Genomic DNA, 14,396 nt, shown 5'->3' with positions numbered 1-14,396 from the left:
ACTGGTGGCTCGTATTTTATTATTTACTTTTTCTTTGACTTGTTTTTAGCTGCCGGTTTAGCAGCTGCTTTCTTAGCCGGTTTAACAACTGCTTTCTTAGCCGGTGCTGGTTTAGCGGCTGCTTTCTTAGCTGGTTTTGCTACCACCTTCTTAGCCGGTGCTGGTTTAGCAGCTGCCTTCTTAATTGGTTTGGCTACTGCCTTCTTTGCCGGTGCTGGTTTAGCAGCTACCTTCTTAGTTGGTTTGGCTACTGCCTTCTTAGCTGGTGCCGGTTTAGCAGCCACCTTCTTAGTTGGTTTGGCCACTGCCTTCTTAGCAGGTGCTGGTTTAGCGGCGACCTTCTTAGTTGGTTTAGCTACTGCCTTTTTAGCCGGTGCTGGTTTAGCAGCGACCTTCTTAGCTGGTTTAGCTACCACTGCAGCTTTCTTAGCTGGTGCTGGTTTAGCAGCCACCTTCTTAGTTGGTTTGGCTACCACTGCAGCTTTCTTAGTTGATGCTGGTTTAACGGCTGCTTTGGGGGCTGGTTTAGCAACGGTTGCTTTCTTTCCTGGTGCTGGCTTAGCGGCGACCTTCTTAGCTGGTTTAGCTACCACTGCAGCTTTCTTAGCTGGCGTTGGTTTGCCGGCTGCCTTTGGAGGTGTTTTAACCGCCGGAGCCTTCACGGTTGCCGCTTTCGCTGGTGCTGACTTTTCGGTTGTTTTAGCCTGCACTGCACTAACCAACGCTTTCACAGCTGCTACTTTTGCAGGTGCTGGTTTTTCAACTGCTTTCACCGGAGCTTTCACTTCCGGTGCCGGTTTAGCGGCTACCTTTTCTTTTTCCGGTGCCAGGTTCTTTTCTACCGGTGCTGTCGTTATCTCTTTTGGAGCATCGGCTGCTTTTTCGGTAGCCGGTGCTTTTTCTCTCCATTTCTTTTTCGCTGGTGGTGCCGCTGCTGGTGATACAGGAGCAGGAGGAACCGATGTTACCGGTACCACGTGCGTTTCCGCTACTACCTGGTCTACCACTGGTATTGGTTCCGGTTCACGTCTGGACACCTGTGGTACATTGGATACGCCGTTAGCGCCCTGCTGCCATGGTTTATTAGATGCGAACTCACCACGATGTTTTTCTTTCTTCTTCTTACGATCATCACGGCGATCATCACGACGGTGATCTTTACGGTCATCGTGACGTTTAGGCTGGAATTCAGCCCTGGCGGTACCGGTACCTGTCAGTTCATCTTCCAGATCGTAATCCAGTTGACGTTTAGCCAGGTTGGCGGCTACTACGCGGATACTCACTTTTTCGCCTATACGAAATTTGCGGCCGGTGCTCTGACCTACCAATGCATATTCTCCTTCGTTATATTGGAATTCTTCTCTTTTATTCAGGTTATGGATGCTGATCAGGCCTTCGCACTTGGTATCCATTGTTTCTACCCAGAAACCAAAATGTGCCACACCACTGATAACTCCTTCAAAGGTGTTACCAATAAACTGCTGCATATATTCTACCTGCTTATATTTGTTACCGGCTCTTTCAGCTTCCATGGCTTTGCGTTCCATTTCAGAGCTGTGCTTACACTTCTGTTCCATCTGCTTATCCGGCCTTACACTGTTGGCCAGGCATTCTGCCAGTACACGGTGTACCAGTACATCGGGGTAACGGCGGATGGGAGAAGTAAAATGGCAGTAGTCTTCGAAACCAAGACCGTAGTGGCCCACATTATTCACCGTATAAATGGCTTTGGCCATGGTACGGATACCCAATGTTTCCAGTACTGGTTGCTCGGGCTTACCTTTCACATTCAACAACAGGTTATTGAAGGAAGTAGCGATGCTTTCCGGTGTGCTGAGGTCAAATTTATATCCGAATTTACCGGCAAAGAGGGCAAACACTTTCAGTTTCTCCGGATCCGGCGTATCATGCACCCGATACGGGAAAGGTATTGGTTGTTTATTGATTCTTAATTTACCGACATAAGCCGCAATGGTTTTATTGGCCAGCAGCATAAATTCTTCGATCAGCTGGTGCGCTTCTTTACTTTCCTTCACTACAATGCCAATAGGCTTGCCGGTTTCGTCCAGTTTAAAGCGTACTTCCTGTGAAGAAAAGTTAATAGCACCATGAGCAAAACGTTGTGCACGCATGGTTTGCGCTATTTTATTCAGCAACAGCACTTCATTTTTGAAGGGCCCTTCCTTGCTTTCAATGATCTCCTGTACCTCTTCATAGGTGAAGCGGTGATCGGAGTGAATAACCGTGCGGCCAATCCAGTGTTGTCTTATTTCTCCTTTCTCATTCATCTGGAACATGGCAGAGAAAGTCAGTTTATCTTCATGCGGACGCAGAGAGCACAGTTCATTGGAAATTTTCTCCGGCAGCATCGGTAGTACACGATCCGGAAGATACACAGAGGTAGCGCGTTTATCTGCTTCCTTGTCCAGTTCTGTGCCGGGTAATACATAATGACTCACATCGGCGATGTGAACACCGATTTCATACTGTCCGTTTTTCAGCAGGCGTATAGAAATAGCATCATCAAAATCCTTAGCATCCACCGGATCGATGGTCATGGTCAGGATTTTGCGGATATCTTTACGTTTGCTGACTTCTTCTTCGGAGATATTTTCCTGGATGGTGTTCAGTTCTTCCAGTACTTCTTTGGGGAAGCTGAGCGGGAATCCTGCTTCGATGAGGATTTCTTTCATGGCCAGATCATTCGTGTCGCTGGCATCGAGAATTTCTACAATCTCTCCTACCGGTTTACGTGATTTTTCTCCCCAGGCCACTATTTTCACCACGGCTTTATCACCGCTTTTAGCACCTCCGAGGGAGTTGGCTGGAATGTAGATATCCGGCATAAACAATCCCTTTTCTGGAATGAGGAAAGCAAAACTTTTGCTTACCTGCAGGGTACCTGTAAATTCCGTTTTATTTCGTTTAAGGATGTCCGTTATAATGCCTTCCATCCGGCCTTCGTTGCGCGCTGCTTTTAGCACGTCTACCAGCACTTCATCTTTATCAAGGGCAGTATGCAGATTTTTCTGCTTCACCATGATATCCTTTGTCAGGCCGTCTACAATCACAAAGGCCATTCCTGACCTGGTCACTTCCAATATGCCTTTAAAGGTTTTCTTCTGGCTACTATTGTTGTTATTGGTGTTCGGGTTGGAGTTGTTGTTACTGCCTTTTTTATTTTTCTTTTTTCTACTCATGTTAGTCGTAAGTTATTATTGACCTGGGACTGGCAGATGCCGGCCTACGTAGTCAAAAATAAAGTTATTAAATAATGCTGCTTCGCCAAAGAGAAATGAAATCTCCACTGGCATAACAGTAATCTGCAGGTTTTGTTCTGCCAGCGCTCCTTTGAGCAGATGTAATCTTACCGCATCCTTTTCTGTGGTAATGACAATCTTTTCGGTGCCGGGTAACTCGCTGCATTCTTTTTTGATTTTTTCAATATCCTTTTCAGTATAATAGTAATGATCGGGAAAAGACAAGAGGTATACCTGTTCGTAACGTCGTTTCAATTCTTCGAGCAATGGTTCGGGCCTTGCTATGCCGCACGCCAGCAATACGGTTGCTGATTTGGGGATTTCCACCGGTTGATGGGTAATCATATCGGACAGGGCGCCGTATTGCAAGGTAGTGAAAAAGAGCCGCTGATGTGGCAATGGTTTAATTTCTTTTTCCAGGGCCACCTTCTCGGCCGCGCTCATGGCCGGCGGACACTTCGATACGATAATACAGTCTGCCCGGTGATAACCGGCACGTCCTTCCCTTAAACGGCCGAAGGGCACCACATGATCCCGGGTAAACAGGCGGCTGTAGTCGGTGATCATAATATTCATGCCCGGCTTGATGGAGCGGTGCTGGAACGCATCATCCAGCAGTACTACCTGGGTATCCGGTTCATCCCCCAGCAGCTGGGGAATAGCCAACATCCTTTCCTCCCCTACACATACCTTTACATCCGGAAATTTATCATGAAACTGCATGGGTTCGTCCCCGATATCGGCGGCGGTGCTTTTTTCATCGGCCAACAGGTAGCCGCTGGTACGGCGGTTATACCCCCGGCTGAGGGTGGCCGTTTTAAAATAATCTTTCAGCAAGCGGATCAGGTATTCTACATGCGGTGTTTTACCGGTGCCACCTACAGAAAGGTTGCCCACGGCAATAACCGGCAGGTCGAATTCTACTGCTGTCAGCAGTCCTTTATCATAAAAACGGTTACGTAGCCACATCACAAGGCCATACAGCAGGGAAAAGGGATATAAAATAAAACTAAGGTATCTGAGCACTGTTGTTTATTTAAATTGATAAATATGATCCGGGGTCACCACCGTTTGAAGCGGTATATCCCAGGCATCGGCGTCTTCGATCTTTTGAATGGGTTCAAACAGCGAAAGGCCGATGGTACGCACCCCAGGGCCACACTGTTGCAGGAAACGATCATACATTCCTTTGCCATAACCCACCCTTTGCCCCTGCCGGTCGAACGCCAGTAAAGGTACAAATACCAGGTCTATGTCGGCCGGCTGTACCACTTCGCCCTGATCCGGTTCGGGAATGCCGAACTTATTTTTTACCAGTATAGTATTGGTTTTCCAGAGATGGTGAGTCATTTCGCCCGTTTTCATATCCGACCGGGAAAGCACCCATGCCATTTGCGGCTGCTGTTCCCGCAGCCATTTTACCAGGGGCCAGGTATCCACTTCTTTTTTTTCGGAGATGGGAAGAAAAATATGTGCCATCCGGCTACGACTGTAATCCAGTTGCCGGCAGTTTGCCAGCAGGCGTTCATTCAATGCCAGGGAAGTATCATCGTCCAGGTTGAGCCGTTGCTCCAGGAAATGTTTTCGTATATCCTTTTTCGTGGTCATGCCATTAAAGTATGCAGCGAGGATGTCAACAACTGTGCCTGTTGTTGTACAAATGCCTTATCTACATGTTCTGCCAGCGGGATGCGGCCAATTTTTGGATAGCCACTCCATCTTACAATATCCTCTTCATTACTATGGTGATCTCCGCTAAAAACCCACCCAATAACGGGAACGCCTGTATGTTGCAGTATCCGCGCAGTCAATAATGCGTGGTTAATGCTTCCCAGGTAGTTTTGCGCCACTATCACCACACGGGCCTTCAGTGCCACGATCAGGTCCAGGGTAAAAACCGACTCATTGACAGGTACCATCACACCTCCTGCACCTTCCATCAGCAAAGGACGCCCAATCGGCTGGTATTCTTCTGCCAGCGCGAGAATCTTCGCTATATCTATCGTCGTATTTTCCAGGCGCGCCGCCAGGTGCGGGGAGGCAGGCGCCTGCAGACGCCAGGCTTCCGGGTGACAAACTGACACCGGATTAGACAATAATGATAACACCGTATCCGTATCTGTCCCCTCCATCAAACCTGTTTGTACAGGTTTCCAGTAATCTGCTGTTAACGCTTCGGTAATACAGGCAGATGTGAGGGTTTTGCCTACACCGGTACCTATGCCGGTGATAAAAATTCGTTCACTCATCGGGGCAAAGATAATAAGAAAGTGTGGAGGGGACCGCCTTCGGCGATTGTCTTTTCTCCCGATTAAACTGATTTTGAAGATTTTGATTGTTCTAATAATATTATCCTTTTGAAAGAGCTTTTAAAATGAAGTAAGTACTTTTCTAAAAAGACCTTAAAAAAATCATGCAAATCAGTTAATCAGTTTAATAGGGAGAAAGGACAATCGCCGAAGGCCATCCCCTCCGTTCCACGCGTATCAATGCAATTCCTTATTTTCGTAACTATACAACCTCATTTTTTATGAAATATTGTGATAACATACTCGAAACGATAGGAAACACCCCGATGGTAAAGTTGCACCGCGTAACCGCTTCTCTCCCATGTACCGTCCTCGCCAAGGTAGAATTTTTTAACCCGGGCAACTCTATTAAAGACCGCATGGCCATAAAAATGGTGGATGTAGCAGAACAGAAAGGATTGCTGAAACCAGGTGGCACCCTCATTGAAGGTACTTCCGGCAATACCGGTATGGGCCTGGCGCTGGCAGCAATTATCCGCGGATACAAATGCATTTTTACCACCACCGATAAACAATCCAAGGAAAAAGTAGATATCCTGAAAGCGGTAGGTGCAGAAGTAATTGTATGTCCTACCAATGTGGAACCGGAAGATCCCCGCTCGTACTATTCTGTATCGAAAAGACTGGCCACCGAAGTGCCCAATTCCTTTTACGTAAATCAATACGATAACCTGGCTAACCGGGAAGCTCACTACGAACAAACCGGTCCGGAAATATGGGAACAAACAGAAGGTAAAATTACCCACCTCGTAGTGGCCACCGGCACTGGTGGCACCGTTACAGGCACCGGAAAATACCTGAAAGAAAAAAATCCGGACATAAAAGTATGGGCCATTGACAGCTATGGTTCCCTGCTGAAAAAATATTTCGAGACCGGCGAACTGGATATGAGCGAAGTATATCCTTATATCACTGAAGGTATTGGAGAAGATTTTGTGCCGGAGAACTACGACATGAAAGTGATTGATAAATTCGAAAAAGTAACAGATAAAGATGCCGCCGTGATGGCCCGCCGCATCACCAAAGAAGAAGGCATTTTTGTTGGCTACTCTGCCGGATCTGCTATAGCGGGGCTTATACAGCTGAAAGAAACATTGAAGCCAACAGACCTCGTGGTGGTCATCTTTCATGATCATGGCAGCCGTTATGTAGGAAAAATATACAATGATCAGTGGATGATGGAACGCGGATTCCTGGATGTTAAAACAGTAAAAGACGTAGTGAATGGCCGCCGCAACCAGCCACTGGTTACCATTAACGCCGAGGAGAAAGTGAGTGAAGCCATTGCCCGCATGAAAAAATATGACATCGAACATATCCCTGTTGAACAGGGCGGAGAAATTATCGGCGCCATTTCTGAAAACGGTTTATTCAACCGACTGATTGATGATGCCAACCTGAAAGATGCACTGATCAGTCAGGTGATGCAGTCGTCCTTCCCGCTGGTAAGCCAGGATACGCCGATAGAAAAGCTCTCCGTTTACATTAACCGGGAAAATGGTGCCGTGCTGACGAAAGATGATAGTGGCAACCACCACATTGTCACCAAGTATGATATTATCCAGGCATTAGGCAGATAGCAGCCGATTGTTATTTTTTTATAGAGATGTGGCTCATGCGGGTGACATCTCTATAAAAAAATACTTACATAATCACCTTTACATGATTTTTACCGATCAGCTAAACAGACAGATAACACTCGAACACCCGCCACAGCGAATCATTTCACTGGTGCCCTCCCAAACTGAATTATTATATTCGCTGGGGCTCGATCATGAAGTGGTGGGCATTACAAAATTCTGCGTACGTCCGTCGGCGTGGTTCCGGAAAAAAACACAGGTAGGTGGCACCAAACATATACACCGTGATAGAATTGCAGCGTTATCACCGGATCTGATCATTGCCAACAAAGAAGAAAACCTGGCAACGGATGTAGAGCCACTGATGGCTGATTACCCGGTATGGGTCAGCAATGTACAAACACTGCAGGATGCTTATGACATGATCACTGGTATAGGCGCGGTGACTCACTGTTCATCGACTGCCGCCACACTGGTGACACAAATAAAAGCTGGTTTTGCCGCGTTGCCGGTACGTCCCGTTCCGATTCCCACTGCTTATCTCATCTGGCGTGATCCCTGGATGGTGGCGGGTGGCGATACTTTTATCCATGAAATGCTGAGCGCCTGTGGCTTGCATAATGTATTTGGCGAACAACTTCGTTATCCTGCCATTACCCCTGAACAGCTGGCTGGCAGCGGCTGTGAGTTGCTGTTATTATCATCTGAACCTTATCCATTTAAAGAAAAGCATATGGCCGAATTGCAGGCTATTGTGCCGCATGCGCGTATTGAGCTGGTAGACGGGGAAATGTTTTCCTGGTATGGCAGCCGTTTACTGGAATCTGCTGCTTACTTTTCTTCCCTTAACTTTTAAAGGCAACCTTCCGCTTTCCATTTGCGTAAACAGTTTATCGATCAACTAAAACGCATTTCTATGGAAAGAAGAGATTTTGTTTCCAACATTGGATTAACACTCGTATTGGCCTGTACGGCAGGATTGGCAGCTTGCAGCAAAGGAGGTGGCGGCTCCGATACGCCAACGCCTCCTGCTGGCGGCAATCCCAGGCTGTCACTCAACCTGACGTCCGACCTGCCTAACGTCGGCGATTTTAAAATATCCAATGGCGTTATTATTATCCGTACCAGCGCCGGTAATGCTGCTACTAATTTTGCGGCACTCTCCAGTACCTGTACTCATCAGGGCTGCACCGTAGCTAATTTCAACAACGGCACTAAATTAATAGAATGTAATGCCCCCTGTGGTCACGGCAGCCGGTATAGCACAACCGGCGCGGTAAACACCGGGCCTGCTACTGCTGCATTAACGGCATATACTATTAAAGTGGACGGCAATACATTAACCGTTAGTTAATGCGTTTGCAGGAAATTTAGTACCCATGCGGCAAAAGGAGCAGTACGCACCACGGTATTATGATCTCCTACCACAGTGCCATGCATACCTGCCGGCATCATCGCTGCCAATGATCCACCGGTATCATTATCTCCGTCTTTATCTCCTCCTATAACCAATACCGGTTGCTGCACCCTGGCAAGCTCCTGTGGTGAAGTGGCGGGTTGGCCAAATTGCATCAGCGCCAGCGCGCGTTGATCCAGACCGGCCTTTTGAACATTTTTCACCATGGCAGCCAGCTCCGGCACGTCTTTTCCGGAAAGGGCTTCATAAAATAACTGCCGGCGTGGCCAGGCCGGATCGGTAAAGGCGGTTCCCATCCCTCCTATTACCGCACAACGTACACGGGCATCGAGCACCAGCAGACGGGCTGTTATAATGGCTCCCCTGGAATAACCTACCACCTGGTAGCTGTTCAGCCCCAGGTAAGTGATGAGCCCCATGATATCTTTAGCTTCCGCATCCTGCAGGTAGGCGGTGCTATCATGCAGATGATCTGAAGCCCCATTTCCCCGCAGGTCCAGGGTAATCACCCTGAAGCCGTGTAATACCAGCGAATCGTATAAAGCTGTTTTTTTCCAGGACTCTCCATCTGCAATAAAACCATGTACCAATAATACCGGTTGCCCCGTACCTTTTACGGTGTAGTGAATCCGGGTACCATCAAAAGAAGTATAGTAGGTAAGCGAATCGTTTGCATTCCCACCAAACACGGTAGCAGCGGGTATTTGCAGAAGCACCCATATTAACAGGGTTAGACATGATTTCATACTGATGCGGGTTGAGATCGGGTAAAATACATTTTTCTGTTGGTAGATTTAATACATAAGCACTTACTTTTCGCTATAAATCTTCTATTTAACTCCTTATATTTGCTTTCCTAAAAAATAAAACACATATCAGAGTATGGGAAAATACAGAGCTGGCGTATTATTCGGCGAAGAGCTGGATGCGCTGTATAACGATGCCAAAGACAACGGATTTGCTATGCCTGCCGTGAATGTTGTGGGAACTAACTCCGTGAATGCGGTACTGGAAACAGCTGCTAAAGTAAATTCACCGGTAATTATACAGTTTTCCAACGGTGGTGCACAATTTTTTGCCGGTAAAGGCATGCCAAATGATAAGCTGCAGGCGAACATTGCAGGTGGTATCTCCGGCGCCAAGCACGTACATGAAGTAGCTAAATATTACGGTGTACCGGTAGTATTACATACCGACCACGCTGCTAAAAAATGGTTACCATGGATTGATGGTTTGCTGGATGCGGGTGAACAATACTTCAAGCTCCACGGTCAGCCACTGTACAGCTCTCACATGCTGGATCTGTCTGAAGAACCAATTGCTGAAAACATCGAAATTTCTCATAAATATTTTGAGAGAATGAACAAGCTGGGTATGTCCATCGAAATTGAGCTGGGCGTAACTGGTGGTGAAGAAGACGGCGTGGATAATTCCGGTATAGATAACTCTAAACTGTACACGCAGCCTGAAGAAGTAGCCTATGCTTACGAAACTTTATCTAAAGTAGGTCCACGTTTCACTGTTGCTGCTGCTTTTGGTAACGTACATGGTGTGTATACACCAGGTAACGTAGAACTGCGTCCGGTGATCCTCCACAACAGCCAGGAATTTATCCAGGAAAAGTACAAAACTGCTGCTAAGCCAGTATACTATGTATTCCACGGTGGTAGCGGTTCTCCTAAGCACCAGATCACAGAGGCGCTGGGTTACGGCGTTATCAAAATGAATATCGATACAGATATGCAGTGGGCCTTCTGGGAAGGTATCCACGATTTCTACGAAGCAAAGAAAGACTATCTGCAGGGCCAGCTGGGTAACCCCGAAGGTGCTGACAAGCCAAATAAAAAATACTATGATCCACGCGTATGGCTGCGCAAAGGTGAAGAAACCTTTGTTAAGCGTCTGGAAGAAGCGTTCAGAGATCTGAACTGTATCAACAGAAACGCATAGGGATTAGCATAAAGCTTAAGGCATAAAGCAAAAAGCTATTGTAGCGGAGACAACAGCGATAGTAAATTATAATATAATATACTATCATCTCCGCTACAATAGCTTTTTGCTTTATGCCTTAAGCTTTAAGCTTTTTCTCATATGTTTTTGGCTTTATACGATAATTCGTATCTTGCACCACTATTTTCTAATCTAATAGTAAAATATGTCAAGCTGGTTTAAGCGAATTAAACAAGGCATCTCTACCACCACCAGTGAAAAGAAAGAAGCACCGGATGGTTTGTGGCACAAGTGTCCTAACTGTAAAAAAACCACCACTGTAAAGGATCTGAAAGAGCATTTCTATGTTTGTGATAAGTGTAATTATCACAACCGTATTAACTCAGCAGAGTATTTTGAGATCATATTTGATAACAATCAGTTCGAGGAACTGTTCCCAAATATATACCCGACGGACTTTCTGGGCTTTAAAGATCTGAAGCCTTACAGCGACAGATTGAAAGATGCGCAGAAGAAATCGGGGCTAAAAGATGCCATGACGGTTGGTGCCGGCAAGGTATTGGGCAACGACCTGGTAGTAGCCTGTATGGATTTCAACTTCATCGGGGGATCTATGGGATCAGTAGTGGGTGAAAAAATTGCCCGTTCTATTGACTATTGCATCGTTAATAAAATGCCACTGATGATCATTTCCAAATCCGGGGGAGCCCGTATGATGGAAAGTGCGTTTTCGTTGATGCAAATGGCTAAAACGGCTGCCAAGCTTACACAGCTGGCCAATGCCAGACAGCCTTATATCTCTTTAATGACCGATCCTACTACCGGTGGTGTAACCGCTTCCTACGCAATGCTGGGCGACCTGAACATTGCAGAACCCGGTGCACTGATTGGTTTTGCAGGTCCGAGGATCATTAAAGAAACCATTAAAAAAGACTTGCCTGCTGGTTTCCAGAGCGCGGAGTTCCTGCTGGAACACGGTTTCCTGGATTTCATCATGGATAGAAAAGAACTTAAGACGAGGTTGGCTAGTTTGCTGACCATATTTAAAAACTAGCTGTTAGCTTTAGCTGTTAGCCCTTTTGTATTTCAGATAAACATCGCTGAATACTGACGGCTAACAGCTAGAAGCTAAAGGCTTACAGCTTCATAAATGGCAGAATTAAAGAACAGATCGGCATATTTCGAGTACGCAATAGAAGATAAATATATTGCAGGGATGGTATTGCTGGGAACGGAAATTAAGTCTATTCGTGCCAATAAAGTGAGTTTCAATGATTCATTCTGCTATTTTTCCAAAGGAGAATTGTTTGTAAAAAGCTTGCATATTGCCGAGTACACCCATGGTACCTCCTCCAATCACGACCCCATACGTGAACGCAAATTGCTGCTGACCAAGAAGGAATTAAGAAAAATTGAAAATAAAATCAAAGAACGCGGCTACACCATCGTGCCTCTGCGTATGTTTATCACAGATAAAAGTCTTGCCAAAATTGAAATAGGCGTTGGTAAAGGAAAGAAACTGCATGATAAACGCGACTCCATTAAAGCCAGAGAAGCTGACAGGGAGCTCAGAAGACAATACAAATAGGCAGGAACGGGGCTGTAGCTGGCAAACATATCCTTATAAAATTAATCCCCTTGAAAAAGTTATTATGGAGGCAGCTACTCAGTGTAGCCGCCATTTTCCTTTACACCTTCTTCCTTTCCTGCAAATCAGGTGAAAAATTATATAATAAAGGCAGGTACGACGAAGCTGTTAATGCCTTCGTAAAGAAGCTGCAACGTAAACCCCAGGATGCTACTGCTACCCGGATGCTGCCAGATGCTTATAAACAGGCTCAATTACAGCGGGAAGAACGGGTGAATGCCTACCTGCGTTCCAATAACGACCTGAAGTGGGAATCTGTACGTAACGAATACAGGGCGTTACAAAGCCTTTATAACAACATTCATAAATCCCCTGCTGCCCTTAAACTGGTGCAACCCAGGGACTATAGCGATGCCATTACAGGAGCCCAGGAAAACGCAGCAGAAACGCGATACGACCGGGGTATGTCACTACTGAATAAGGGGGATAAAGCCAGCGCACGTCAGGCATATGAAGAATTTAGCGCAGCCCTTAAACTCATCCCCAACTACCGTGACACCAAACAAAGAAGAGATGAAGCCTATCAACTGGGCGTTATCAATGTAGTAGTCAGCGAAATTGAGGTGCGCTCTCCTTATTACCAGTTCTCCGCAGACCAGTTCCGGGATTATCTCGTCAGAAACCTGCAACAACGCAATATTAACCAGTTTGTGCAGTTTTACGATGAGCGTGTGGCCCGCAATGAAAATCTCCGTCCTGATGAATATATTGAATTGCGCTTTTTTGATTTTGTAGTGGGACAAACTTACGTAGATCGCATCCAGCGCGATGTTTCGAAAGAGATCATCGTAGGTACTACCAAAGATACCACCGGGAAAGAAAGCAATATCTATAAAACGGTAACAGCTACCCTGTATATAACTAAAAAGACGGTTGTATCGAAAGGACTGCTGGACTATCGCATTACCAATACCACTAACGGGCAGTTGCTGCGAACAGACCGCATTCCGGGAAGCTATACCTGGCTGAATCAGTTTGGTACCTTCCGTGGTGATGAAAGAGCATTGAGTGATGATGATAAACGACTCATGGGTGGACAGGATATGCCACCACCCCCTCCTTCTGATCTCTTTATGGAATTTACCCGACCCATTTATGACGTATTGGCCAGGGATCTGCAGACCTTCTACAATAGAATTTAGCTTTTAGCCATTACAGCTTTTAGCCATTAGCTTTTAGCTTTTAGCAAATGTTATGTTGAAAATCATATGCCGATGTTCGCTGCATTTGCTAAAAGCTAATGGCTAAAAGCTATAAAGGCTATAAAAGCTGCTGTTTCAGTATCGGCAAAAGCTGATGCGCCGGCACTACTCCGCTCTGACGCCAGATCAGTTTCCCATCACGAAAAAGCAGTAAGGTAGGTACGCTACTGATCTGCCATTGTGCCGACAGCTGCTGGTTCTTATCTATATCTATTTTAATAATCCTCAATTGATCTCCCAGCTTGTCTTTTACCTCTTTCAGAATGGGTGGTACCATCTGGCAGGGGCCACACCAGGTAGCAAAACAATCTATTAATACAGGGGTGGAAGATTGTAATATTGCTTGCAGATTTTCCATAGCACACATTTTAATTGCGGATACAAATTACGTACCTTTTTGAAGATCAGAAAATATGGCATATATTACGCATATACTATTCTAATATCTGTCACATCATGAATTCGTTATCGTCCATTATTTACCTGGTCTGGTTTCTTTCTGAAATATTACTACATCGTATTCTCCGTGGCGGCGATAAGGCCGACAAAAAAAAGCAGGACAGAGGCAGCCTGGCATTTATCTGGATCGTAATCATTGTGTTCATAAATATCGCGGTGCTGGTGTCTATTAAAACACAATATTATATTATGCAGGGACCGCTCATGAATCGTATAGGCTTATCCGTTATACTGCTGGGTATGCTGCTTCGCTTTATATCTATTGCACAGTTGGGACGATTATTTACTGTGGTGGTAACCATCCGCAAGGATCATCATATTAAAAAAGACGGATTGTACAGTTTATTACGGCATCCCTCCTACGCTGGTTCACTATTGTCTTTCCTCGGATTTGGGTTATCTATTAATAACTGGTTGGGATTGGTGATTGTGTTTATTCCGGTGCTGGCAGTTTTTATTTACCGGATGAATATAGAAGAAAAAATGCTGACCGAGCAATTTGGCGAAGAGTATACAGACTATATGAAACATACCAGCAGGATACTGCCCTGGATTTATTAAAATGCAGGAA

General features: G+C 45.8%; 14 protein-coding genes. 8 read left to right on the top strand and 6 right to left on the bottom strand.

Annotation, left to right across the window (positions count from 1 at the left end):
* Positions 1-23 precede the first annotated feature (23 nt).
* Genes rnr through bioD form a run of 4 tightly spaced genes read right to left on the bottom strand, consistent with a single transcriptional unit; the run spans position 24 to position 5,509 of the window.
* Entirely contained in the window at positions 24-3,200 is a 3,177-nt protein-coding gene (gene rnr, locus AB4Z08_RS27500; protein ID WP_441576999.1) for a ribonuclease R, read from the bottom strand.
* Between the two features lie 15 nt (positions 3,201-3,215).
* Complete coding sequence (lpxK, locus tag AB4Z08_RS27495) at positions 3,216-4,286, bottom strand: tetraacyldisaccharide 4'-kinase (protein ID WP_441576998.1); 1,071 nt, start codon at positions 4,284-4,286, stop codon at positions 3,216-3,218.
* Positions 4,287-4,292: 6 nt separating this feature from the next.
* Positions 4,293-4,868 carry a 5-formyltetrahydrofolate cyclo-ligase gene (locus AB4Z08_RS27490; RefSeq protein WP_441576997.1) on the bottom strand — a complete coding sequence of 192 codons (576 nt, stop codon included), beginning with the start codon at positions 4,866-4,868 and terminating at the stop codon, positions 4,293-4,295.
* Entirely contained in the window at positions 4,865-5,509 is a 645-nt protein-coding gene (bioD, locus tag AB4Z08_RS27485) for a dethiobiotin synthase (RefSeq protein WP_441576996.1), read from the bottom strand. The genes AB4Z08_RS27490 and bioD overlap by 4 nt, the downstream gene beginning before the upstream one ends.
* Before the next feature lie 281 nt (positions 5,510-5,790).
* Between bioD and AB4Z08_RS27480 the strand changes: the two genes are divergently transcribed.
* The 3 genes from AB4Z08_RS27480 to AB4Z08_RS27470 all read left to right on the top strand — a co-directional run bounded on the left by AB4Z08_RS27480 (position 5,791) and on the right by AB4Z08_RS27470 (position 8,503).
* Entirely contained in the window at positions 5,791-7,149 is a 1,359-nt protein-coding gene (locus tag AB4Z08_RS27480) for a pyridoxal-phosphate dependent enzyme (protein WP_441576995.1), read from the top strand.
* Between the two features lie 82 nt (positions 7,150-7,231).
* Entirely contained in the window at positions 7,232-8,005 is a 774-nt protein-coding gene (locus AB4Z08_RS27475; protein WP_441576994.1) for a helical backbone metal receptor, read from the top strand.
* 60 nt (positions 8,006-8,065) lie between these two features.
* Positions 8,066-8,503 (top strand): ubiquinol-cytochrome c reductase iron-sulfur subunit, encoded by a 438-nt coding sequence (locus AB4Z08_RS27470; RefSeq protein WP_441576993.1) that lies wholly within the window; start codon positions 8,066-8,068, stop codon positions 8,501-8,503.
* Here AB4Z08_RS27470 and AB4Z08_RS27465 read toward each other — a convergent pair.
* Positions 8,500-9,312, bottom strand: coding sequence for an alpha/beta fold hydrolase (locus AB4Z08_RS27465; RefSeq protein ID WP_441576992.1), 813 nt, complete (start codon positions 9,310-9,312; stop codon positions 8,500-8,502). The genes AB4Z08_RS27470 and AB4Z08_RS27465 overlap by 4 nt on opposite strands.
* A 136-nt stretch (positions 9,313-9,448) precedes the next feature.
* Between AB4Z08_RS27465 and fbaA the strand changes: the two genes are divergently transcribed.
* The 4 genes from fbaA (at position 9,449) to AB4Z08_RS27445 (ending at position 13,306) form a co-directional block, all read left to right on the top strand.
* Complete coding sequence (gene fbaA / locus AB4Z08_RS27460; RefSeq protein ID WP_441576991.1) at positions 9,449-10,516, top strand: class II fructose-bisphosphate aldolase; 1,068 nt, start codon at positions 9,449-9,451, stop codon at positions 10,514-10,516.
* Positions 10,517-10,721: 205 nt separating this feature from the next.
* On the top strand, positions 10,722-11,570 hold the full coding sequence (gene accD / locus AB4Z08_RS27455) for an acetyl-CoA carboxylase, carboxyltransferase subunit beta (RefSeq protein WP_441576990.1): 849 nt from the start codon (positions 10,722-10,724) through the stop codon (positions 11,568-11,570).
* Between the two features lie 96 nt (positions 11,571-11,666).
* Positions 11,667-12,104, top strand: a complete 438-nt coding sequence (gene smpB, locus AB4Z08_RS27450) for an SsrA-binding protein SmpB (protein ID WP_331966655.1) — start codon at positions 11,667-11,669, stop codon at positions 12,102-12,104.
* A gap of 50 nt (positions 12,105-12,154) precedes the next feature.
* Positions 12,155-13,306, top strand: coding sequence for a hypothetical protein (locus tag AB4Z08_RS27445; RefSeq protein ID WP_441576989.1), 1,152 nt, complete (start codon positions 12,155-12,157; stop codon positions 13,304-13,306).
* Positions 13,307-13,424: 118 nt separating this feature from the next.
* Here AB4Z08_RS27445 and trxA read toward each other — a convergent pair whose 3' ends face one another.
* Positions 13,425-13,724, bottom strand: coding sequence for a thioredoxin (gene trxA / locus AB4Z08_RS27440; protein ID WP_441576988.1), 300 nt, complete (start codon positions 13,722-13,724; stop codon positions 13,425-13,427).
* Positions 13,725-13,822: 98 nt separating this feature from the next.
* On the opposite strand from trxA, the gene AB4Z08_RS27435 reads away from it, so the two are divergent.
* Positions 13,823-14,386, top strand: a complete 564-nt coding sequence (locus AB4Z08_RS27435) for a methyltransferase family protein (RefSeq protein WP_441576987.1) — start codon at positions 13,823-13,825, stop codon at positions 14,384-14,386.
* Positions 14,387-14,396: the final 10 nt, after the last annotated feature.

Source organism: Chitinophaga sp. RAB17 (assembly GCF_052114225.1).
Lineage (GTDB): Bacteria > Bacteroidota > Bacteroidia > Chitinophagales > Chitinophagaceae > Chitinophaga.
The sequence above is the reverse complement of the archived record's forward strand: the minus strand, read 5'-3'. Positions and strand labels throughout refer to the sequence as shown.